This is a genomic window from Streptomyces sp. NPDC051776, assembly GCF_040681345.1.
Taxonomy (GTDB): Bacteria; Actinomycetota; Actinomycetes; order Streptomycetales; family Streptomycetaceae; genus Streptomyces.
Genome location: NZ_JBFAYQ010000030.1, coordinates 35375 through 57754 on the forward strand (window position 1 = coordinate 35375; position 22380 = coordinate 57754).

The following is a 22380-nucleotide window of genomic DNA, read 5'->3' on the forward strand; positions in this document are numbered from 1 at the left end:
AGGCGGCCCGCGGGCCTACCGGTTGTGGCCCCAGTCGCCGTCGGCGCCCCCCACCGCACCGGCCGCGGCCTCGCCGGCCGCCTTGACGCCTCTCGACACGGCTCCCACCACGGCGCCGGCCGGTCCCGCCGCCGCTGCCGCGCCGCCGGCCGCTCCGGCCTGCTTCGCGGCACCGGACATGCCGCCCGCGCCGGATCCGCCTGCCGCACCGGACGATCCGGAGCCGCCCGGGGCGCTGGAGGCTCTTGAGCTGCCGGACGGCGCCGATCCACCGGAACCGCCCGAGAAGGAGTCCATGGCGCTGCCGCCGGCCTGCTTGGCACCGGAGGCGATGCCGCCGGCGACGGCGCGCACACCCTGGCCGTAGGCCTGTTCACCGCCGAGAGCGGCGGTCGCGGGCACCACGAGCTTCAGCAGGGCGGGCAGCGCGATCGTCGACAGGAACAGCACGCCGATGCCCGCGATCTTCTGCTGAACCTGGTCGGTGGCACCGCTGGCGGTGAGCATCTTCGTCCCCGCGTAGATGATCAGCGCGACCGCGGGCTTGTACAGCAGCCAGGCGATCAGCCAGCCGGTGTGCTTGCGCCACCAGCCGCCGCCCCAGTCCGTCATGGACGCGGCAGCAGCCAGCGGCAGCGTCCCGAGGAGCAGGATCAGGACGCCGAGCCGGATGAACATCAGGATCGTCTGGATCACGGCGCCGACCAGCAGGAGGAACGCGAGGATCAGGATCAGGAATGCCGGGACACCGTCCGTGGCGCTGCAGGCGATGCTGTCGAGCTGGTTCTGGACGGCGACCTGGAACAGGTGGTCGGAGTAGCTGTCGGCGAGCCTGGCGGCGGCGCCGGCGACGGTCGTCGCACCACCGGCGACGAACAGCAGCCGGAGCACGCCCCTGAGCGCGGTCTGTCCCGCGTCGCCCCGCCGCTCGAAGGCCATGCGGATGGCCGCGAAGAGGATCGAGCCGACCGCGAGATAGACGACCAGCCAGTTGGTCTGCGTGGCGATGCTCTTCGAGGTCTCGACACCCGCGAGCGTCGGCACCGCATTGGCCAGTGACCGGTACGCCTCGATCGCGGCACCGAGGACGAGGCTGGCGATTCCCTTGACGATCGCACCGATCGGGTCGCCGAGGAACTTGAAGAAGCCGACGAGGGCGTTCAGCGGATTATCGTTGCTCGGGCAGGCCACGCTGTGCTCCCCACATGATGAAGTCTCCGTTGTTCTGTGCCTCGACCAGGGACGAGTGCAGGGAGCCGTCGCCCCGCGGCAGCACCTTCCAGTCGCCGCCGCTCCACCGCACGGACACCGACGTCGAACCGAAGCCCCCCTGTGGGAACTTGATGAGCATCCGCACCGTCGCGGCCTGCTGCGAATAGTCCGAGAGCGAGAACCCGGCATACGAGCCGACCTGGCCCTCCGCGCCGTCAGCGTCAGCAAAGCTGGACCGCTGCGCCGCAAAGGTGTTCCGGGCCTTGCCCGGCACCAGCTGCTCCCTGGCGACCGGACGCCAATCAGGGCCGCTCATGTGCACGGGAATCGTGTGCGCGGCCAGTACCGCGCCCAGGGGCGTGTGGGCGAAGCACCACCAGACCGCGCGGCTCGTCTTCAGTGGTCCGGCGGTCCGCGAGGTCGGCACGGCGTAGAGATCGATCTTCTTCCAGACCACGCCGGCCGGCGCGGAGGTCGGCACGGCGCTGCTGCTGTCGTCGGTGCGGCAGCCCTGCGGCCGGCCGTCCGCCGTCCGAACGCCCGATGTCAGCGGCCCGTTCGTCCCGTCCAGGTCGGCGGCCGAGGCATCGGCGCCCTCGTCGGGAATGACCCGGGACGCCGCCGCAAGCAACACGATCATGGCCACGAAAGCGGCCGAGAGCAGCCAGCTGCGCTGCCGCCAGAACGGCGTGGCTTCGGACCCGCCGTCTCGCCCGTCGGGTACGGCCGCGCGGTCGTCCGCTGCCGGATTCACGGGATTCACGGAATCGAGGAGTCAGGCGAAGACGAAGGTGACCAGAGGGCCGGCCGTCGCCACCAGCACACAGCCGCCGAGCACCATGCCGAGCCGGCCCATGTGCTCGGAACTCTCGCCGCGCTTCAACGAGACGGCCATCGTCGCGCCCGTGATGAGGACGCCCGCGACACCGGCCGCGGTGCCGGCCCAGGCGGTGATGCCGAGGACGAGATTCACCTTGTCGCTGAGTGCGGCCGGAGCCTGCCGGCCGGGGTTCGGAACGGCGGCGAGGTAGAGGGCCAGGTTCTTGAGCATGGCTGTTTCCAAGCGGTATGTGGTGGCGGGAACTTGGTGCAGGGAAAAGGGAAGGAAAATGAGAGCGGAGGTCAGTCCAAAAGCCCCAGCGGGCCGAGGAATTGAACGAGTGGGCCAGCGGTCGCGGCAAGGACGCAGGCGCCGAGGATGATGAGCAGATGCCTGATGTGCTGATGGTCGCCGTCGAACGATCCGCGATGCAGTTGGAGCGCCATCCGGATGCCCACGGTGATCACGCCGCCGACTCCGGCGGCCGAGGCGATCCAGGCGAGAATGCCGAGCAATGTGTTCCCATCGCCCCCCGGATTGAAGGTTGCGGCGAGGAGGACGCCTGCGGCCGTCGAACTCATTACTGTCGTCAGGCCCCCTTCGGATACGGGGCATGCAGGCGGATCAGAACTGCGAGGCGGCGTATCCCAGGGTCACGGCCACCCGTTCCAGGCCCGGCGGATGCTGCCCCTTCTGCAGGGATTCGAGGATCCGGCCCGCGGCCGGCGGACCGGCGGCGTGGGTCCGGGCGAGCAACACCATGTGCCCCGCCTCGCCCTGCGGCGGATCGGGCCGGCGGCGGCCGCCATCGGGGCCGCCGAGCAGGCCCGCGAGCGTGCTCGCACCCGCGCCGCCGTGCGCACCGACCCAGCTCGGCCAGCAGCCTGACGGAACGCGTCGGGCCACGCACCCAACTCTGCGGGCCCCAGGGCACCCTTGAAGGGACGCTCATGTGCATCCACCCTCTCTGCTGACTTCGGAAGGACGTCGGATCGACGCCGGATCGACGCCGATCGACGCCGGGTTGAACTGCTGCGCCCCCAGACCCGTTTTGGTCTGTGGAGTGTGCGTCGGTCTTACGGGACTTTTCCCGGATCGGTTCACGGCCGCGGCGAAGTCGTGACGTTCGACGCACGGGCCTCGGCGCTGAAGCCGTAAGCGCTCCGCTGAAAAGCCGTCCACAAACCTCGGGCCGTCCGTGGCCGGTCGCGCCCACGCGGCGGAGCGGCATATCGACTCGGCCCCGCGCCCCTTACGGGGCGCGGTACCGCACCGGACCTTGACACGGCTGCTCATGCCCCACACCCGAGGGCGTGCGGGACCCGCGGAGGCTCCCGGAGATCCCGGCGACCCAGAAGAGCTGCGAAGAATCCCGAGACCCGAAGACAAGGAGAAGAAAGTGGTGCGTTCATGAGTCAGAAGGGAGCGGGGAAGCAGGCCGCCGACACGGCGAAGTACGCCTACGCGATCAAGATCGCGGCCGGTGCGGCCGGCGGCATGGGATGCCTCGCCTCACCCCTGGTCTTCGCCATCCTCGTGATCGTCGTGATGGTGTTCGGCGGGCTCGGCGTCCTGCTCGCGCCGATCCTCATCTTCTTCAACACCGGTGACAGCAGCGGAGGGAGCTATCAGCCGCCGGAGAACCCGGACCGGATCGCCGTTGTCATCCAGGGCGACGGAAAGGGAAAGCTGGACAAGAAGCGCGTGCCGCAGAAGCTGCGGGACAGCATCAAGGACGCGGGCGCCATCTGCGACGCGATCGGCCCGGTCGTGATCGCGGCCCAGATCGAGCGCGAGACCAACTTCAGGGAGGACTACGTCGGCCCGGACGGCAACGAGGGCATCTCACAGCTCCCGAAGGACGTGTTCGAGCGACTCGGCGAGGACACGAACAACAACGGCGAGACCTCCGCTTTCGACGCAGAGGACTCGATCCGGGCGCAGGGCCGCTATCTGTGCGAGCTGGCCGGCGAGGCACAGGAGCTCATCGACCAGGGGGCCTCGGGAAGCGTGCTCGACCTGACGCTCGCCGCGTACAACGCGGGCACGGACGCGGTACGGGAGGCCAAGGGCGTCCCGCAGGACACGACCACCCAGTCCTACGTCAGCGGTGTGAGGGCGCTGTTCCCGCGCTACCAGGGGGTGCTCGGCGATATCCCGCCCCCCACCGACACCGTCACCCCGACACCGACCGGCAACCCGACGCCCTGATGGCGGGCGCCTCCCACCGGTGCGTGACCTGGAACGGCGAGGTCGAAGCCGTGCGCAGATGCTCCGCACACCCGTTCACGCGACCGTCCTCGATCGGCATCAGGGTGCTGCCACCCTGATCCAGGTCCCGCCGGACGGCTCATACCCCTTCCTGGACGAGGGACCCGCGCGGATACCGGCACGGGAAGGCACCCAAGCCGTGGCAACCGGTCCTGCCATGACCCCCGGTACGGTGGCCGAAAACGGTGTGAACTCCCTCACATCCGGGGTCGCCAGGCCCACCATCCGGGGCGCAGAAGCATCCCACTGACCAGTGGCCATACCACACCGACACCGAGCGCCAACATCGCGTCGACCTCATCATCACTTGTGGCGGAAACGTGACGCTGATAGGTAAATCCGGTGGACGAGGGGGAAGGTTAAGTGGACTTCAGCGTGCTGGGGGCCCTGGAGGCTAGACGTGACGCGGCCATGCTCGAACTCGGCCCGCCGATGCGGCGTGCGCTGCTGATCCGGCTGCTGCTGGAGGACGGCCGTCCGGTCCAGGTCGAACGCCTCTGCGAAGACCTGTGGAACGGCGTCCCGCCGGCCGGAGCCGTGGCGTCCGTCCACGCGCACGTCAGTAGGCTTCGCCGGCTTCTGGAACCGGAGCGCCGGCGCAGGGGCGAGGCGAAGATCCTGGTCAGCGAACCGCCCGGATACGCGCTGCGGGTCTCGCCGGAGTCCCTGGACACCGTGCGGTTCGAACGAGGCGTGGCGGCCTCCCGGCGCGCCCTGGCCGAGGGGCGGCCCGAGCGCGCGCACGACGATGTCGTGGCCGCCCTGGCGTTGTGGCGCGGACCCGCGCTCGCGGATGTCGCCGACTACGGCTTCGCGGCACCGGAGGTGGCCCGGCTCGAGGAAGCGAAAGTCGCGGCCGAGGAGCTGCGCGTGGCGGCGCTTGTGGGGCGGGGCGAGTACGAGCGGGCCGTTACCGCCGCCGAGCAGTTGACGGAACGTCATCCGCTGCGCGAGGCGGCCTGGGCCTCGCTGCTGCGCGCCCTGTACCGCTCGGGCCGCGCGGCCGACGCCCTCCAGCGCTACGACAAGGTGCGCGGCCTGCTCGCGGAGGACCTGGGCCTCGAACCGGGACCGGAGCTGCGCGACCTCCAGGTGGCGATCCTGCGCCACGACACCTCCATCCTCGGCACAAGGCCCCCGCTCGGCGCCTCCGCCACGGCGGCTCAGCTCCTGGGCGGCGGTACCGCGGTGAGCGGCGCTTCGGCACTCACCGCCACGGCATCGATGACCAAGTCGGGCACGGCCGTTTCGGGCTGCCCGCCCACCCGGTCCGCGGCGGACCGGGTGGCGGTCGCCGATTCGGTGATGGTCGGCCGGGGGGAGGAGATGGCACGGCTGCGCCGGGTGCTCGACACCGCCCGCGGAGGAAGGGCCGCCTGGGCGATCATCAGCGGCGAGGCGGGCATAGGTAAGACACGGCTGGCCCAGGAACTGGCCTGTATGGCCGAGGACTCCGGATTCACGGTGGCGTGGGGGCGCTGCGTCGAGGACGGTGACGCACCGCCGTTCTGGCCGGTTTCCCAGCTCCTGCGCGGTCTGGGCTTCGTCGGCGGCTCCAGCAGACACGACGCGGGGCCGCTTGCGTCCCTCGTGGCGTCCGTACGCGGGGAGCGACGCGAGGCCGGCGCCGAGGCGGGCGCGGGCCACGAACGGTTCGCGCTGTTCGACGAGACAGCCGGCTGGCTGGCGGCCCAGGTCGGCACGCGGCCCACGCTGTGCGTCATAGACGACCTGCAGTGGGCGGACGCCGACACCCTGGCCCTCATGACGTTCCTCGCCCGGCATCTGCACGACGCGCCCCTCGCCATGGTGGGCACGACCCGGGACTCCAGCGCCGCGCACTACCCGGATTTCCTGACCACCTCCGTACGGCGGGGCGGTACCTGCATCGCGCTGCGCGCCCTGACCGTTCGCGATGTGCAGGCGCTGTTGCCGGACGCCGACGAGGAGACGGACACCGCCGCCCGGCTGCACGCCCGCACCGGCGGCAACCCCTTTTATCTCACCGAGCTGCTGCGCCTGCCCCCAAAGCGGCGCCTGGGCGACGGCGCGCAGCTTCCGCTGTCCATCGCCGACGCGCTGGGCCGACGGCTGGGCCGGCTCGACCCCGCCGTACGGGACCTGGTCGACACCGCCGCCGTGATGGGCGAAAGGCTGGACACGGAACTTCTCGCCCATGTGCTCGGCATCCCGCTGGACGAGCTGTCCTTGCTGGTCGACCGCGCCGTCGCCGACGGGGTGATGGCCTGGGTGTGCAGCCCGGGCGAGGCCGGCGCCTACGCCTTCACCCATGCCCTGGTCCGCGAGACCACGCTGGACGCCCTGCCGCAGCCGCGACGGCAGCGGTTGCACGCCGCGGTCGCGCGGTCGCTGCAGACCCTGTGCGGACGACACCCCGGGGAGACCGCCCACCATCTGGTGGCCGCGGCGCCCCTCGTGCCCAACGAGGAGATCGTCGACGCCACGCTGGAGGCCGGCCGGTGGTTCGCCGAGCGCGCCTCGTACGAGGAGGCGGTGCGCTGGCTGCGGCACGCGGCGGATGCGGCGGGCTCCTGCCCGCACCGGCGGAGCGAGGCGCTGTGCGAGCTCGGGATCGCCCTGATCAGGACCGGCCGGCAGGCAGAGGGCACCGACTGCATAGTCGACGCACTCGATTTGGGGCTCATGGGCACGGACAGCGATGCCAGCCTGGAGTTCCTCGTCCGTTCGGCGGACGCCGTCACCGTGACCCACGGTCTGTGGCCCTTGCTGCCCGCCGGGACCGAGTCTCTGCGGCGGCTCATCATTCCCGCCTGGAGCAGGTCCTGGAACGCCTCGACGCGTCGGCCACGGCGGAGCGAGCCCGGGTGCTCAACGTCCTCACCGCGGCGGTGTACTACGCGGCCGCCACGGGCTCGCCGAGGTCTCGCTCCTCGCGCGTGAGCAGCTCGCCCTGTACCGGGGCGACGCGAGGGCGCTCATCAGAGCGGTGCGAAGCGCTCCCAGCCCCGCGGACGCCTCCGATCCGGCGGGCCCCTGGCACACGCCTACGACCACCTGGCGCCCGCGGACGCCCTGGAGGGGTGAGGGAGCGGGCGTTCCGGATCCTGCGGGACCACCCCGCGTCCGACTGGCCGGTGAACTGGTCCTGGCTTCCGGTGATGGTCCTGTGCGCGGAGGGCGGTGTGCGGCGCACCGACCGGCGGCACGCGGCAGAACTGGTGCCGCTGATGCGGCCGTGGGAAGACCGGCTGGCCGTGTTCGGCACGTCGTTGTTGTGCCTCGGTCCCATGGCCTCACGCTGGGGCGGCTGAACCTGGTACTGGGGGACGGGCCTTCGGCGCAGCGGGACCTCCGGCTTGCGCTGCAGGTGTCGAACCGCCGCGGCTCGCCGCCGTTCCGCGCCCGCTCCCGCTCCCGCTCCCGCTGGTACCTCGCCCGCGAACTCGAGGACACGGCTCAAGTCGAGGCGGCGCGGCTGCGGATCCGGGGCCCTCAGGGAGGCCGCGGAGATCGGCATGGCGATCGAACCGGGCGGGGACGACGAACGGCTGAGCTGACGCCACGGCACCCCGTCGCCACTCACACCGGCATGCCACGGGACTCGAGGGCGTGGCGCAACGCGCGCATGGCGTAGTACGTACGGGACTTGACGGTGCCCGGCGGTATGTTCAGCTCCTTCGCGGTCTCGGTGACGCTCCGCCCCATCCAGTACACGTGCACGATGACCTCCCGGTGCGGCGGAGCGAGGTCGTCGAGGAGTTCGAGGACGAGCTGTGCGGTGAGGGTGCGCTCGATCTCGTCCACGCCGGGGTGGTCCGCGAGCGCGAAGTCGCCGCACTCCGCCGGGCGAGCCTGCCGGGACCGGTGTATGTCGATCACCTGATTCCGTACGACGGTGAACAGCCAGGGGCGCAGGGTGTGGGGCGGCGCGTCCAGGGCGTCCACCCGCCGCCAGGCCCGTAGCACCGCCTCCTGGAGCACGTCCTCGGCCTGATACCGGTCTCCGTTGAGGAGCCCCGTCGCAAAGCGCAGCAGCACGGAGCCGTGCTGCTCGTACACCGCCCGGATGAAGGCCTCGTCCCGGGCGGGGATCGGCCGCACGGCGGTGCTCTGCCCTGAGCCGACCTGCGCCTGCGCGGGGGGCCGCCGGTCGGCCGCGACCGGCGCCGCGGCAGGCTTCCCGCCTCTCGCAGCCGGCTCTTCGATCACCCCGGTGCGCCTCACATGTCCAGAAGTCCTCACATGCTTGGAAGCCCTCACATGGTCAGAAGCCCTCACATGCTCAGAAGTCCTCATGTGCCCAGAAGTCCTCATGTGCCAGAAGTCCTCGTCCGTCAACCGGTTACGTCTGCGCCGCGCTGTGTGCCGAGCGCGGCCCGTACACACTCGGGCAGGTGTCTTGGCGGGGACTTGCCGGTGTCTTGCCGTCCCCGGCAAGACACCGTCGCCTTGTCACCGGGGTGGCGGGACCCTCCGTGGTGGCCGACATGCTCGGGCGGCAGTTCCCGCAGGTCAAAACGATGTTGTTGGATGCGGCGACGGACATCACCGCGTTCGCCGACTTCCCGCCGGCGCGCTGGAAGAAGATCTGGTCGACGAAACCGTGCCCGGACGGGCCCCGGGCCACGACCTGGATGCGCTTTGCCGGGACCAGGTTGCCCGCACAGGCAGCGTGAGCCGCCTTCGAAGAGAAGTTCCCTCTGGTGAAGTCGAGTTGGATCGACCCGTGGAGCTGAGGTCTTGTCCAGCCTGCATCGATGGGCGAGGCGGGCGCTGGTCCACTGCCCGATGGCCGGGTACGCCGGGACGGCGGCGGTCGCAAGAGCCCCGAGGAGCTTGACCCGCTGCTCGTTCCGGCGTTGCTGGCGCTGGTCGAGCCGGATGAAGGGGGCGATCCGATGTCGACGCTGCGCCATGACGACCAAGTCACTGCGGTCTCCGGCCGGGGAACTGACACGGCAGGGCCATGCCGCGTCAGCGCCGAAAGTGGGCAGGCTGTTAGGGGAGAACGGTTCAGTCTTCAGGCCAACGCCAAGACGCTTGAGGACGCTCAACGCTTCGACCAGCAGGCGCAGTTCCGGTACATCAAAGACCAGGTACAGGGATCATCAGGCGGACGGTCGGTCAGTGGTCAGAGGGATACGAGGTAGAAGGAGTCATCGGGGAGTTCAAGAATGCGGGACGGCAATGGCGGCCCGGCCGGCGAGCAGGTGGGGGTCGATGTCCATGACTTCCCCGGTGATGCACTGGGCAAGGCCCTGCCCTACGGCATCTACGACCTGGCGGCGGACACCGGTTGGGGGCACGCCGGTACGGATCACGACACCGCGGCCTTCGCGGTGTCGAATCGATCCGCCGCTGGTGGAACGGGCAAGGACGCCTCGACTACCCACGGGCCGGACCTCTGCGGGCCTTCACCCCAGGCCCTCACGCCCGACCAACCAGATCGTCCCGCTTTCCTTGCGGCCGGCGAGAGGGGACACGAAGCTGCCACCCCGAACACCGGCCGTGTTGTCGTCAAGCGCGGCCACAGTCTGCGGATCGAGATTCATCACGCACCGCCCAGACCACTCGGTGTGCCAGGAACGGTCCCGGCCGGCTGCTGTGAGTCTTGCATGGGCACCCCCGTCGTGCCAGGAACGATCCCGCCCGGCTGTGTGACTTGCATGGGCACCCCCGCCGTGCCAGGACCGGTCATGCTCGCCGCGACCTGCGTGTCCGGTCCTCCGGCGCCCGGCAGGTTGACCTGCTGACCCCAACCACCCGAACCACCCAGACTATTCGGCACAGTCGTCGGCGACAGCTGTGCCATCTGGTTACCGGTCAACTCCTGTGCCGCCTGCTGTTGCACGGGGGCGAACGCGGTCGGTGTCTGGGGCGGCGTGACGAACGGCTCTTGCTGATCGTTCGGGGCCGCCGTCGACGCGTTCAGATCGAGCCCCGTGGGATGGCTCGGGGGCGCGGCCCCCTGCGTGCCGAGGCTCTCAGGCTGCTGGGTGCCCAGGTTGCCCGGCGGCAGGGTGCTCACGGTCGTCTGGGTCGGCGGGTTCACACGCGGTGCAGAGAACGGCAGCTTCTCCCACATCGGTCTCCAGAAGTTCTGGAAGTTCTGAAAAAGGTTCGGGCGCACAGGGCGGTTGTAGGGCTGGACCTGCAGCTCATCACCGACTGCGCCGTTCATGCGCCGGTTGTAGGCCTCTTGGGACAATTGGGCTGTGTACCGATACGTGTCCGTGTCTGTTTTTTGGTTCAGGGCCATGTATGCGGCGATATCTGTGAGCACGGTGTCGTAGTGCACATGGGGTGTGGCCTGACCGTAGGTGATTCGGTCCTGCAGATGTTCATGCACGCTGCGGTCCAGAACCCCCTTCCGGGCGTCCTGCTCCAGGATCTCTCTGAGATTGCCGAAGTTTTTTTCGCCTGCTTCCATCTGCTTTTGCATCGACCCTCTGAGCTCCTCGCTGTCGGCCTCTCCCGGGAGATGGAAGTTCACCCACTTGAGGTCGTTATCCTGGATGTGCCTGTAACGTTTGTCCGTAGATATGTGCATGAGCTCGTGGAGGACGGTGGCCGTGGCGAATGAACCGGGGTCGGTGTACGACTTGGGTTCGTAGGCCGGGTCGTACGTGATCCAATAGCCGTCCTCCGCGCTCCAACGCGCTTGGGCGGGTTGACGGTCGTCTACAGGCTTCAAGGGCAGGCCGCCCATTTGACCGGCCGCCTCATCGTAGAGCTGTGCAAGGAGCGGCGAGTTCCAACTGCCCGTGCTCGGCAGCCTCCCTCCGGCGGCGGCAATCAATTGGTTGAGTTTCGACCTGTTCATTTCATCGAACTGGTTGTTGGTCGGCGACACGGCGGTCTCTCCTTCTTCGCTGTCCTCGCGGGCGAACTGACATGGATAGCTACGAGGAATCAGCGATGGCGGTTCAACGGCCCAGTGTTGAGAAGACCTCCTTGGGTCCTCGCCGGATTGCGCCGTCTCGAGTGATCGTCTCCTGCGGTGAGCCGACGCTCCACCGTAGGAGGGCAGGCAGTTGGGGTCCCATCCATCGAGTTGCTGAGAGACCGACACGCTCGAGCTTGGTGATGCGTCTCCCGACCCGACGAGCGATATCCCCCGTCCCCCTGGTGCGGATCCCGCCTGAGCCGCACACCCGCCCCCTCCTCATCTGACAGACGAGCCGGGCTGTGCGCCGATGCTCAGGTAACTCGACAAGCTGCGTGCCGGGAACAGCGTTCCTTGGGTACCGACGACCGCCACTCCGGGGTTCCGGGCAGCTCCGCTAATTCGCGTCTCTGGCCAATTGCTGTTGGCCCCTAACAGGTAGCGCTTCGCCTTGCGGATTCTGGCGCCGCTCATGACCCCATGCCGTCACGGCGCACAGCGTGAGCTGCGTTGTCTGCACCCGTTGTCCGACCTGGCCAAACCCGGTTCTTCAGGAACGGTGACGCCCCGCCCGGCAGGCGCCGAGCCCAGTCCCCAGGAGACAGGCTCCTCGATTTTCATCCTGGCGCTCGACGGCGAGGCTTACGCAAATTTCATCCTGGCGCTCGACGGCGAGGCTTACGCCAACAAGCTCGCCGCATTGACGGGGTCGCATCGCACACCTGGTCATTGGCGTACTCCGGCGGCGTGACCTTGCGGCGCTGCACGTGTCGTCAGGTCGTGGTTTCAAACCGATTTCACGGTACGGGTGAAGTCGCGCGTGGACAGCAACAGCTTGTAGATGATGGCCAGTTCGAAGAGGAGCAACAACGCACCCGCGCCGAAGGTCGCCGGTGCGACGGCGTTCACAGCGGGACCGACGATGAATACGGCCATCTGGAATTCGATGCCGCTGACCAGGTGTGTTCTTATGCGGTGACGAAGCAGGAGGGAGCGGAGACGCAGGTACCAGGGAAAACGGCGCCGAAATTCCTGATGCAGGTCGACGACGGCCGGCGGGCCTGGTTCGGTTCCATTCAGCGAGACTTCGTCGTCCGCGACCGTCCGGTCCTGCTCGAGGTCGGCCTCGGGGTTGCCCCGAAGCAGGTCTTCCATGAACGCGAGTTCCCCCTCGTTCTCGGCATCTCGAGCCGCGCGCAACCGTGCTTGATCTGCTTCCGCATCCCGTGACGGATCTTGAAGATCTGCAACGCGTTGACGTAGCGGAGCATGTCGAGGAAGACCACGGCGAGCGCGAGCCAAGAGATAGACGACCTGGCCAGTACGGGCGTACTGGCCGCCCATCAGAGCGACGGCGCAGGCCAGTACGCGGACACGGTCGAAAACGTAGTCCAGCCAGGCACCGAAGACGGAGCCGGTGCCGGTGAGCCTGACGAGCTTGCCGTCCATGCAGTCGAGGATGAAGCTCAGGTGGTAGAGCCCGGCACCAGCCAGCAGCCACCCCCAGCTGCCCACTGCGAAGCAGCCCGCAGCTCAACCCCGCATGCTCCGGTCGAACTTCTCTTGCCTTGCCATTCGGTGGCGTTCCGTCTGCCGACCGTTCGCCCCACTTTGGCCACCGAGAGCTGGAACAACATCCGCCAGGTGGCTGAGAAGATCGCATCAGCGGCGTTCAGGAATTCGAGCAACTCCGAGGGCTGAGCTCCGTGGAGGGAATCGGATGGCCGGACGGCGTTGGAGCCCCCGAGGCCACGGTCTGCAACGGCGGGTACCCGTGCCATGGGCTGACGGGGCAGGAGCGGTGGGGCCGTAGGCCCTGACCGGAGCTTGTGTGCAACACCGCAGCCAGGCGAATCGGTGGGCGCTCTCCTCCGCACCGCGCGCGTGCGTCGGCCGGCGGGGGAAACGTCGTACCCCCCTTCGTCGCCCTCGGCTGCTTCGAACCGGGCACGGCCTGCGGCAAGCGGGTGCAGCGACATGGCGAAGGAGACGCGGACGTACTCGGCCTGGCCCCGTCGACGGCCTCGCGACCGAGGACGGTGCCCGATCGAACGTGGGCGCACCCCGAACTGCCGAACTGGTCGCGCCAGGTGCCGAGTTTGTGCGTGAGCCACTGTCGGTAGCGACTGGGTGGGGATGACCGCACGGGGCCACCGCACATGGGAACGACGTCGGCCCCTCCGTCCCCCGCCTGGGTGCTCCGTGTGAACAAACCAGGTCAGAACTACCTGGTTCTCCAAGTGCAGTGACACCACTGGCAGGACGAACAGCCGACGCTGAGCAGCACGGGCACATCGCGCCGCCGGGCCTCGGCGAACGCCTCCTCCGACCAGGGAAACCAGTCGACGAGGTTGTCGGCGTGCTGGAGGAGACAGGGCGAGGTCTCGTGGGCCAGTCGGTTCGGCATGCTCCCATCCTGGGTCATCCGGTCGGCATCCCCGAGTTTGTCCACAGCCCGAGTTATCCACAGAGCTGACGGAAAACCTTGAGAGGCGGAAGACTTGAAGTACGAGACATCGCTGCTGGAGGGGGAAGCCCATGTCGGGCTCAATGGCGATCCTGCGGGACATCCATCATGCCGAGGCCGAGCAGCTCCTGGCCCGCGCCATCGAGGAGGAGGTGCGCCGTTCTGGAGGGCACGCGGACACCGCGTTCCTCATGGGGCGGGCGCGCGAAGCATTGCCGGAAATGGCCGGGACCGCGGCGGAGGAGTACGGCGCGTACATCCGGGCGCTGGATGAGTCGGAGGCGGGTAGGGAGCCGCTGGGTCGCCGTCTCTCGCCCGAACGACTCGGCACGCCCGCGCTGGTGGCGCTCACCGCCACCGTGGCCGCATTCGGCGCCGACCTCGGGTTCGGGACATCGGCGGGCACGGCGTTGGCCGCGGCCGGCACCGTCGCGGTCGTGGGATCGGCGACCGCGCTGGTCAAGCTCACGGCCGGGCACTGGCCGTCGGCGCACAGCCGCGCGGGTCTGCGGAATCGGCCCGGTGGTGCGGAGCAGTTGAGGCTGGAGTGGCTGACCGCGCTGGAGGTGCGCGGCATCCGGCCCTTCCTCGACCAGCAGCGCATGCTGGCGGCCGCAACGCGCCGCGGCGGCGGGGCGGCGGCGCCCTCCGCCCGCGGCCAGGGCGGCTCGGCGGCGCCTGGGCGCGGACCGAAACTGCGCGGCGGTGACAAGAGCGCCGCGGCCCGGCGGCGGAGCGTGCTCCAGCGGTCGTTCGGCCACCTTCCCGAGGAGGACGGCCCCTTCGTGGGCCGGCGTGCCCAGCTACTCCAGATCGCGCAGTGGGTGCAGGCCGCCCGCGCGAGTACGGAGACCAAGCCGACGGTTGTCGTGCTGCACGGCGCTCCGGGGTCCGGCCGGACGACCCTGGCCGTGCGGGCCGCGCACCATCTGAAGGACCAGTTCCGGGGGGCATGCGTCGTGGACCTGCGGGGCGACAGCCCGGGCGAGCCGCCGCTGCCCACGCGGGATGCCCTCCTGCATCTGCTCAACCGCCTCGGCGCACCGCGCGAGCAACTGCTGTTCCGGGAGCGGTCCTCCCCCGAGCAGCAGGTCAAGCGGCTGAGCGAGCTGTACCACCAGCATGTGACGGGAGTGCCCGTCACCGTCGTCCTCGATGACGCCTCGGATCCGGAGCAGGTGCGGGTGCTGCTGCCCGAGCGTTCGGAGAGCCTGCTCCTGATCACTGCCCGCGGCCCGCTGGAGCTGCCGGAGGACCTCCCCGCGCATATCCACGAGCTGGGTCTCGAACCGCTGGACGCGGCCGGGGCGGAGGACCTGCTGAAGGCCGTTGCGCAGGAGGACGCCGGACCGTACGACATGGAGGCGGGCGAGAGGATCCGCGACCTGTGCGGCGGACTGCCGCTGGCGCTCCGTATCGCCGGTTCCTCTCTCGGCGCCCGCACGCCCAGCGCCCTCGCCGCAGGCCTTGCGGGCCACGAGGCGGCAAGCCCGGTCGAGCGCGCCCTGCACATGCGATACGCCGATCAGCAGGACGCGGGCCGAAGACTACTGCGCCGTCTTTCCCTGGCCGGTCGGGCCAGCCTGGGCGCGGCAGCGGCGGCGGCCCTGCTGGCCACGGACGAGCAGCAGGCGAGTCGGCAACTGACGGCCCTTGCCCGGGCCGGGCTCATCGATCACGTTCGCGGAAGCCGCTACCGGCTGCACGACCTGGTCCGCGGCTTCGCCCTGTCCCGGCTGCTCGACGAGGAGGAGCCGGCCGAGCGGTCCGCCGCGCAGGAGCGGCTGATCCGCAGCTACGCGGAGCTGGCGGACTCGGTGATCCGCCTCGTCGACGGCAAGACATCCACTCGCGCAGACGCCGCTTTCCAGAAGGGCGCCGTGGGACCGCACGGCTTCACCTCGCTCGAGGCGGCGCTGCGCTGGCTGGACGACGAGTCGAGCTTCATCACGGCGGAGCTGCGCCATGCGGAGGACGTGGACCAGTCCGCGGTGCTGCATCTGCTGGGCGCCCTGTGCGACTACTGCCTACTTCGCGGCGACCTCTACCGCCTCGGGGAGCTCAGCGAACTCACCAAGGCCGCGGACCGAGGCCTGCTGATGCGCTCGGTGCAGTGGCGCACCGGTGTGGCGGCGCGCCAGCTCGGCGAGCTGGACAAGGCCCGCACGACCCTGTCCTCGGTCGTGGACCTCTACCGCGAGGCCGAACACGCGGCCGGCGTGGCCCGCGCCCTGCGCGACCTGGGCATCACCCTGCACCACCAGGGCAATCTGCCGGAGGCGGCGGCCAAGCTCCGCGAGGCGCTGGAGATGCAGGCCGGTGAGGAGCTGCGCGGCGACCGCGCCTGGACGCTGCACGCCCTGGGCGCGGTGGAGCGCGACCGGGCACGCATAGCGGAGGCGCTGGAGCTGCTGCGCGAGGCGCTGGAGCTGCACCGGGCCAATGAGAGCGTGCACGGGCAGGCATGGACGCACTTCCAGCTCGGCCAGGTGTATCTGCGGATGGGCGAGGTGCCGGAGGCGGAGAAGCAACTCCGCCGCGCCCTCGATCAGTACGGCAGCACCCGCGACAGCCGTGGAGAGGCCTGGGCGCTCACCGAACTCGCCCGGGCGCGCCTGGTCGACGGCGACGTGGGAGCGGCGAACGCCGAACTCGATCAGGCGCTGTCCCGCCACCGGGACAACGAGGACGCCCGTGGCGAGGCGTGGACCCGCTACTACCTGGGCCAGGCCTTGGAGGAGCGCGGCGAGCACGGAGCGGCGGTTCGCGAACTGGAGCGGGCCCGCACGATGTTCAGCCGCATGCGGGACGTCTACGGGCTGGCCTGCGCCAGGCACCACTCCGCGCGGGTCACTCGCGACCAGCGGGCGGCCCAGACCGGATCACTGCGCAACAGCGGGTTCGCCCGGCAACTCCTTCAGGACGCGCGGCAGGACTTCCACCGCGTGGGCGTCGCGCACGGCGAGGCATGGTCATGCATCGAACTTGCCGTGATCGACGCGGGCAACGGTCGCGCGGCCCAGGCCCTGGCTCTGGCGGAGGAGGCGGGACGGCTCTTCGCGGGCTACGGCGATGTGCGCGGCGAGGACTGGGCGCGGTTCCTGCGCTGCACCATGCTCTCGTTCGCCTCCGCGGGCGGCTCGGTCGTCGGCTCGGCGGTGGCACAGGAGGAACTGGCACAGCTTCTGCGGGAGTCGCACCCTCGGCGCGACACCAGGCTGGAGGACTGCGCCGAGGCGTACGCCCTGATACTCGAGCGCGGCGTCGAGCCGGAGACCGGTTGGCAGGCCTGGAACCTCGGCATGGTCCCCAACCGTCACTCCCGCGAGGTGATGGGCGTCCGGGTGCCCGCCCCGAGCTGACGGCGGGGCGCGGCGGGCGAGGGCGGGCGGGCAGAGGCAGGGGCAGCCGGTTGGGCGCCACGGCGGGCATCAGCGCCCCTTCCCCGTTGTCCGGGAAGGGGAGGCCGATCCGGAAAGGAGAGGCCGACCACTGCCTTGACGAGGACCGAGCCGGGCCCGGCCCTCGCGCGTCCGCGCACGGGAGGCCCCGGGCCGGCCGACCGCCCCGAGGTCCGCCGTGTACGGCTGGCTGGTGCCGCCCGCCCCCCGGGTTTGCCCCGCTCGTCGCCTTGGCACGGCCGTCGGCTGTGTTGCCGGATCAGCCGAGCAGGCCAACTACGAGGCGGATCCGGCGCCTTGCATCCGACAGCCCCCGGGACGCCTCGCTACCCGGCAACCCTTTGCGGGGGCGCCACTAGTCGCCCTTGGAGTCCGTGGTGCGGGAATCCGCGGTGCGACCGGGGGCGGGGTCCTCCGCCCGGTCCGCTCCGCGGTCGACCTTGCCCGTCGGGCTTCCCGTACGACCCGTACGGGAAGCCGCGGACGCGGCGGGCGCCTCCTCGAAGTCGATCTTCTGGAACTGCTTGTTCATGCTCTTCATCAGCAACCACACAGCCCCACCGAGCAGCGCGAAGACGATGAAGCCGAGGACGCCGGGCGTCACCTTGTTCTCGTCCAGCTCCTTGGCGAGGGGCACGAGCTGCGTCATGGTCGCGATCGTCATGCGCTCAATTCTGGCGGATGCCCGCGAAGAGGTCGTCCTCGGGTAGCGAGGTATCGACGAGCGACTTCGCCAGCTCGTACTCCTCCGTCGGCCAGACTTCCTGCTGGATCTCCATCGGCACCCGGAACCAGCCGCCGTCGGGGTCGATCTGGGTGGCGTGGGCGATCAGCGCCTTGTCTCGTACCGGATAGAACTCGGCACAGGGCACGTGCGTGGTCAGGTTCCGCTCGACCCTCTGGAACTGCTTCCACCGCTCCAGCCACTCGCCGTACGGGGACTCCAGGCCCCGCGCGAGCAGCGCCTCGTGCAGGGCCAGCGTGCGGGGCCGGTTGAACCCCTGGTTGTAGTAGAGCTTCAACGGCTGCCAGGGCTCCCCGGCCTCCGGCCACTGCCCCGCGTCGCCCGCGGCCTCAAAGGCCACCATCGAGATCTTGTGGGTCATGATGTGGTCGGGGTGCGGGTATCCGCCGTTTTCGTCGTACGTGGTGATCACGTGCGGCCGGAACTCGCGGATCAGCTTCACGAGCGCGCCCGCCGCCTCGTCGACGTCCTGCAGCGCAAAGCACCCGTCGGGCAGCGGCGGCAGCGGGTCGCCCTCGGGCAGACCGGAGTCCACGAACCCCAGCCACGCCTGCTTGACGCCCAGGATCTGCCTGGCCTCCTCCATCTCCTTGGCGCGCACCTCGTGGATGTGCGCCTGGATGTAAGGGTCGCCCTGCAGCTTGGGGTTGAGGATGGAGCCGCGTTCCCCTCCCGTGCAGGTCGCGACCAGCACGTCCACCCCCTCGGACACGTACTTGGCCATCGTCGCCGCGCCCTTGCTCGACTCGTCGTCGGGATGGGCGTGGACTGCCATCAATCGCAGTTGCTCGGTCTCGGTCAAGACTTGATCCTTAAGATCCTCAGTCACTGGTCGCGGCCCGCTCCACCGTCCGGAGAAGGCGCCTTCTATAGTGACCGAATCCAAGGGCCGTACATTCCGCGGTCCGTATTGCGGGAGGACGACGATGGCCGCCAGTGGCGAGAAGCGCGCCGCCGCGCGGTACGGCCGCACCGCGGACGCCCGCGCGGACCGCAAGCTGAAGATCATCGGCGCGGCGCTCGGAGTGGTGATGCTCGGAGTGACCGGGTGGTTCGGTTTCAGTTACGTCTCGGGCCAGAAGGTCACGGGCGAGCTGATCAAGTTCAAGGTGGTCTCGGACACCAGCGCCGAGGTGCATCTGGAGGTCCGCAAGGACGCCGGGACGCCCGGGGTGTGCACGGTCTTCGCGCAGGCCGAGGACGGCTCCGAGGTCGGCTGGAAGGACCTCCGTTTCGACGAGCACCAAGGCCGCGTGGACAAGGTCGGCACGATCCGTACGACGCAGCGCGCCACGGCGGTGGAGCTGATCGGCTGCAAGCCCGCGAGCGGCGGGTGACGGCGTTCACCACGCCCCTTGACCTGCCTCTATGCACCTTTAGCGGTATTCCTCCTCCCCGTTTCGGCTCGCAATTGTTAGGCTCGTGGTTTCGCCCACCTGTGACGGCGTAATGCTCCGGGGTAGGGCGTTGCTTTGTATTCCCAGTACCGACGAGGAGCACCTGTGACCCAGACCAGCGAGAACGTCACCTGGCTCACCCAGGAGGCGTACGACCAGCTCAAGGCCGAGCTGGATTACCTGTCGGGTCCCGCACGTGTCGAGATCGCCAAGAAGATCGAGGCGGCTCGGGAAGAAGGTGACCTGCGGGAGAACGGCGGGTACCACGCGGCCAAGGAGGAGCAGGGCAAGCAGGAGCTTCGCGTGCGCCAGCTCACTCAGCTTCTGCAGCACGCCAAGGTCGGCGAGGCTCCGGCGGACACCGGCGTGGTGGCACCGGGCATGGTCGTGACCATCGCCTTCGACGGCGACCCGGACGACACCCTGACCTTCCTCCTCGCCTCCCGTGAGTACGCCAGCGCGGACGTCGAGACCTACTCGCCGCAGTCGCCGCTCGGAACCGGCGTGATGGGCAAGAAGGTCGGTGACGACGCCGAGTACGAGCTGCCGAACGGCGGCAAGGCCACGGTGAAGATCCTCGAGGCCAAGCCGTATTCCGGCTGAGCAGCGCACACGTGAGCCCCCGGCCGATTTCGCCCGGCCGGGGGCTCCGTCGTGCGGCGGCCTCGTCGTGGCCGGTGACGCCTCGCCGCCGGGCTGCCCGGCCCGCTGCCCCGGCACGGCCGTCTGCTGCGTTGCCGGATCAGTCGCCGGATCGGTTGCCGGAACAGCTGAGAAGGCCCACTACGAGACCGATCGCCGCTTGCATCCGACCGCACCGGGACGCCTCGCCACCGGGCAATCCTCGGGGGGCGGAAACCTAGGTGTTCGCCGAGCGGTACTTGCGCACCGCCAGCGTGCGGAACGCCGCGATGATCACGATCGACCAGAGGACCGAGGCAAGCACGGGGTGCTGCATCGGCCAGGCGTCCGGTACCGGGTAGTTCGGCGGAAGGTTGCCGAACAGTTCACGACAGCCCTGCACCGTGGCGCTGAACGGGTTCCACTCGGCGATGTGCCGCAGCACGGTGGGCATGTTGTCCGCCGGCACGAAGGCGTTCGAGATGAACGTCAGCGGGAACAGCCAGATCAGACCGCCCGACGTGGCGGCTTCCGGCGTCCGTACGGACAGGCCGATCAGCGCGCCGATCCACGAGAACGCGTATCCGAGCAGGAGCAGCAGCCCGAACCCGGCCAGCGCCCGGAGGAACCCGTCGTGGATCCGCCAGCCGACGATGACCGCGACCACGGCCAGCACCACGACGGTCAGCGCGGTCTGTACGAGGTCGGCGAGCGTACGGCCGGTGAGCACCGCTCCCCGCGCCATGGGCAGCGACCGGAAGCGGTCGATCAGCCCCTTGTGCATGTCCTCCGCGATGCCCGCGCCGGCGCCCGCCGTGGCGAAGGTGACGGTCTGCGCGAAAATCCCCGCCATCAGGAACTGCCGGTACGCGTTCGCGTCGAGCCCGGCACCCGGGACATTGATCGAGCCGCCGAAGACGTAGCTGAACAGCACCACGAACATGATCGGCTGGACCAGCCCGAAGATCACGACCTCGGGGATTCGGACCATCCGGATCAGGTTGCGCTTGGCGATGACCAGTGAGTCACGGACGGACTGCCCCAGTGCGCTCCGCATCCTCGGGCCCGCTGCGGGGGTTCCGGTGGTCGTCACGGCGGTCACTGGGCAGCCTCCTCGTGCCGGACTCGCGCCTTCTGCGCCCGGGCCTTCGTCGCTCCGGAGGCCGGCCCGGGCGGTCCGCCCTGGCCTGCCTCGGCGTCCTCCTCGACCTCCGCGGCGTGCCCGGTGAGCGAGATGAAGACGTCGTCCAGAGTCGGCCTGCGCAGGCCGATGTCGTCGATTTCGATTCCGCGGGTGTCGAGCTCGCGGATGACCTCGGCCAGCAGCTTGGCGCCGCCACTGACCGGGACGGTGACCTTACGGGTGTGGTTCTCGACGCTGACCTCGCCCTTGCCGAAGCCGCGCAGGAGCTCGGTGGTGGTGGCCAGATGCTCGGGGTCGTGCACGACGACCTCGACGCGCTCACCGCCCGTCTGCGCCTTGAGCTGGTCGGAAGTGCCTCGTGCGATGGCCTTGCCGTGGTCGATGACGCAGATGTCGTGCGCCAGGCGGTCTGCCTCCTCGAGGTACTGCGTGGTGAGCAGCAGAGTCGTGCCGCCCGCGACCAGTTCCTCGATGACCTCCCAGAGGGCCTGCCGGTTCCGCGGGTCGAGGCCGGTGGTCGGCTCGTCCATGAACATCACGGGCGGGCTGACGACGAGGGCCGCGGCCAGGTCGAGGCGCCGCCGCATACCGCCGGAGTAGGTCTTGGCGGTCCGGTCGGCCGCGTCGGCGAGGTTGAACCGCTCGAGCAGCTCGTCCGCGCGGGCTTTCGCGGCCCGGCCGTTCATCTGGTAGAGCTGGCCGACCATCCGGAGGTTCTCACGTCCGGTGAGGTACTCGTCGACGGCGGCGAACTGGCCGGAGAGGCCGATGGCCCGCCGGACGTCGTCGGGCTGCCGGACGACGTCGAGGCCGGCGACCGTGGCCCTGCCTCCGTCGGGCTGCAGCAGCGTCGTCAGGACACGTACGGCGGTGGTCTTGCCCGCGCCGTTCGGGCCGAGCAGGCCTAGAACGGTGCCCTCGGGAACGTCGAGATCGACGCCGTCCAGAGCCCTCACATCGCCGAAAGTCTTCACGAGACCTTCGGCGTAAATGGCGCCTGGCATGGAAGCAACTCCTGGGATTCATGGGTGAGTGTGAAGTTGTGGGGGCCGGGTCCGGCATGTGCCGTCGGCGGAGCGTTGGGGAAACCGCCGGGAAGACCGTACCGCAGACGCGATATGTCGCGTTAGTCATGCGAAAGGTTTGAGTCACTTGATACCAAAATGTGGCTGGAACAAGCATCACGACATGTCGTGATCAGCCGACCGGACACCTCATGCAACCGTGACCCCTCATGGATCGGTCACCGGTCATGGATCGTTCTCCGGTCGTGGATCGGTCTCCGGCTCGCCCGGCATGACGCACCGCACGCCATGATGCGGGCCGCCGCTCTTCACGCCATGACGCACCGCACGCCATGATTTGGGCCGCCGCTCTTCACGCCATGACGCAGGCCATGCGCATGCCATGGCCGGTGACGCGACACCAGGGGCA

18 protein-coding genes and 4 pseudogenes are annotated in these 22380 nt (G+C 69.5%); 9 read left to right on the forward strand and 13 right to left on the reverse strand.

Annotated elements, in window-relative coordinates:
- Window positions 1-15 precede the first annotated feature (15 nt).
- The 5 genes from AB0M26_RS21960 to AB0M26_RS21980 form a co-directional block, all read right to left on the reverse strand.
- A complete protein-coding gene (locus AB0M26_RS21960; protein WP_365263506.1) occupies window positions 16-1191 on the reverse strand; it encodes a hypothetical protein in 1176 nt (391 codons plus the stop codon).
- A complete protein-coding gene (locus AB0M26_RS21965; RefSeq protein ID WP_365263507.1) occupies window positions 1169-1966 on the reverse strand; it encodes a hypothetical protein in 798 nt (265 codons plus the stop codon). The genes AB0M26_RS21960 and AB0M26_RS21965 overlap by 23 nt, the downstream gene beginning before the upstream one ends.
- Window positions 1967-1987: 21 nt before the next feature.
- Entirely contained in the window at window positions 1988-2263 is a 276-nt protein-coding gene (locus AB0M26_RS21970; RefSeq protein WP_365263508.1) for a hypothetical protein, read from the reverse strand.
- Window positions 2264-2334: 71 nt separating this feature from the next.
- Window positions 2335-2613 (reverse strand): hypothetical protein, encoded by a 279-nt coding sequence (locus AB0M26_RS21975; RefSeq protein ID WP_365263509.1) that lies wholly within the window; start codon window positions 2611-2613, stop codon window positions 2335-2337.
- Between the two features lie 43 nt (window positions 2614-2656).
- Window positions 2657-2938 carry a hypothetical protein gene (locus AB0M26_RS21980; RefSeq protein WP_365263510.1) on the reverse strand — a complete coding sequence of 94 codons (282 nt, stop codon included), beginning with the start codon at window positions 2936-2938 and terminating at the stop codon, window positions 2657-2659.
- Window positions 2939-3442: 504 nt separating this feature from the next.
- Between AB0M26_RS21980 and AB0M26_RS21985 the strand changes: the two genes are divergently transcribed.
- The 3 genes from AB0M26_RS21985 to AB0M26_RS21995 all read left to right on the forward strand — a co-directional run bounded on the left by AB0M26_RS21985 (window position 3443) and on the right by AB0M26_RS21995 (window position 7596).
- Entirely contained in the window at window positions 3443-4243 is an 801-nt protein-coding gene (locus AB0M26_RS21985; RefSeq protein ID WP_365263511.1) for a transglycosylase SLT domain-containing protein, read from the forward strand.
- A 423-nt stretch (window positions 4244-4666) separates the two neighbouring features.
- Complete coding sequence (locus AB0M26_RS21990; RefSeq protein ID WP_365263512.1) at window positions 4667-7225, forward strand: BTAD domain-containing putative transcriptional regulator; 2559 nt, start codon at window positions 4667-4669, stop codon at window positions 7223-7225.
- A gap of 140 nt (window positions 7226-7365) precedes the next feature.
- Window positions 7366-7596 carry a hypothetical protein gene (locus AB0M26_RS21995; protein WP_365263513.1) on the forward strand — a complete coding sequence of 77 codons (231 nt, stop codon included), beginning with the start codon at window positions 7366-7368 and terminating at the stop codon, window positions 7594-7596.
- A 268-nt stretch (window positions 7597-7864) separates the two neighbouring features.
- Here the strand turns inward: AB0M26_RS21995 and AB0M26_RS22000 are convergent, their stop codons facing one another.
- Complete coding sequence (locus AB0M26_RS22000) at window positions 7865-8494, reverse strand: sigma-70 family RNA polymerase sigma factor (RefSeq protein WP_365263514.1); 630 nt, start codon at window positions 8492-8494, stop codon at window positions 7865-7867.
- A gap of 176 nt (window positions 8495-8670) precedes the next feature.
- On the opposite strand from AB0M26_RS22000, the pseudogene AB0M26_RS22005 reads away from it, so the two are divergent.
- Together AB0M26_RS22005 and AB0M26_RS22010 are read left to right on the forward strand one after the other, a co-directional pair.
- Window positions 8671-8889, forward strand: a pseudogene (locus AB0M26_RS22005) (transposase); the annotation flags it as partial.
- A 294-nt stretch (window positions 8890-9183) separates the two neighbouring features.
- A pseudogene (locus tag AB0M26_RS22010) lies at window positions 9184-9570 on the forward strand (ISAzo13 family transposase); the annotation flags it as partial.
- Window positions 9571-9836: 266 nt separating this feature from the next.
- On the opposite strand, the gene AB0M26_RS22015 reads toward AB0M26_RS22010, so the two are convergent.
- A complete protein-coding gene (locus AB0M26_RS22015; protein ID WP_365263515.1) occupies window positions 9837-11138 on the reverse strand; it encodes a hypothetical protein in 1302 nt (433 codons plus the stop codon).
- Between the two features lie 556 nt (window positions 11139-11694).
- On the opposite strand from AB0M26_RS22015, the gene AB0M26_RS22020 reads away from it, so the two are divergent.
- Complete coding sequence (locus AB0M26_RS22020) at window positions 11695-11922, forward strand: hypothetical protein (RefSeq protein WP_365263516.1); 228 nt, start codon at window positions 11695-11697, stop codon at window positions 11920-11922.
- Between the two features lie 35 nt (window positions 11923-11957).
- Here the strand turns inward: AB0M26_RS22020 and AB0M26_RS22025 are convergent.
- Window positions 11958-12704, reverse strand: a pseudogene (locus AB0M26_RS22025) (CDP-alcohol phosphatidyltransferase family protein); the annotation flags it as partial.
- A gap of 712 nt (window positions 12705-13416) precedes the next feature.
- Window positions 13417-13578 (reverse strand): annotated as a pseudogene (locus AB0M26_RS22030) (DUF255 domain-containing protein); the annotation flags it as partial.
- Between the two features lie 131 nt (window positions 13579-13709).
- Here AB0M26_RS22030 and AB0M26_RS22035 point away from each other — a divergent pair.
- Window positions 13710-17000 carry a tetratricopeptide repeat protein gene (locus AB0M26_RS22035; protein ID WP_365263517.1) on the forward strand — a complete coding sequence of 1097 codons (3291 nt, stop codon included), beginning with the start codon at window positions 13710-13712 and terminating at the stop codon, window positions 16998-17000.
- A 394-nt stretch (window positions 17001-17394) separates the two neighbouring features.
- Here AB0M26_RS22035 and AB0M26_RS22040 read toward each other — a convergent pair whose 3' ends face one another.
- Together AB0M26_RS22040 and mca are read right to left on the reverse strand one after the other, a co-directional pair.
- Window positions 17395-17688 (reverse strand): hypothetical protein, encoded by a 294-nt coding sequence (locus AB0M26_RS22040; protein WP_365263544.1) that lies wholly within the window; start codon window positions 17686-17688, stop codon window positions 17395-17397.
- Window positions 17689-17707: 19 nt separating this feature from the next.
- Window positions 17708-18559: a mycothiol conjugate amidase Mca gene (gene mca / locus AB0M26_RS22045; RefSeq protein ID WP_365263545.1), complete on the reverse strand. Its 852-nt coding sequence runs from the start codon at window positions 18557-18559 to the stop codon at window positions 17708-17710.
- A 151-nt stretch (window positions 18560-18710) separates the two neighbouring features.
- Between mca and AB0M26_RS22050 the strand changes: the two genes are divergently transcribed.
- The gene (locus tag AB0M26_RS22050) at window positions 18711-19121 is read left to right on the forward strand and encodes a DUF4307 domain-containing protein (protein ID WP_365263518.1); all 411 of its coding nucleotides are present in this window, start codon (window positions 18711-18713) and stop codon (window positions 19119-19121) included.
- 165 nt (window positions 19122-19286) lie between these two features.
- Complete coding sequence (gene greA / locus AB0M26_RS22055; protein WP_365263519.1) at window positions 19287-19784, forward strand: transcription elongation factor GreA; 498 nt, start codon at window positions 19287-19289, stop codon at window positions 19782-19784.
- A 256-nt stretch (window positions 19785-20040) separates the two neighbouring features.
- On the opposite strand, the gene AB0M26_RS22060 is transcribed toward greA, so the two are convergent.
- Window positions 20041-20859 carry an ABC transporter permease gene (locus tag AB0M26_RS22060; protein WP_365263546.1) on the reverse strand — a complete coding sequence of 273 codons (819 nt, stop codon included), beginning with the start codon at window positions 20857-20859 and terminating at the stop codon, window positions 20041-20043.
- A 41-nt stretch (window positions 20860-20900) separates the two neighbouring features.
- Window positions 20901-21950: an ATP-binding cassette domain-containing protein gene (locus tag AB0M26_RS22065; RefSeq protein WP_365263520.1), complete on the reverse strand. Its 1050-nt coding sequence runs from the start codon at window positions 21948-21950 to the stop codon at window positions 20901-20903.
- Window positions 21951-22380: the final 430 nt, after the last annotated feature.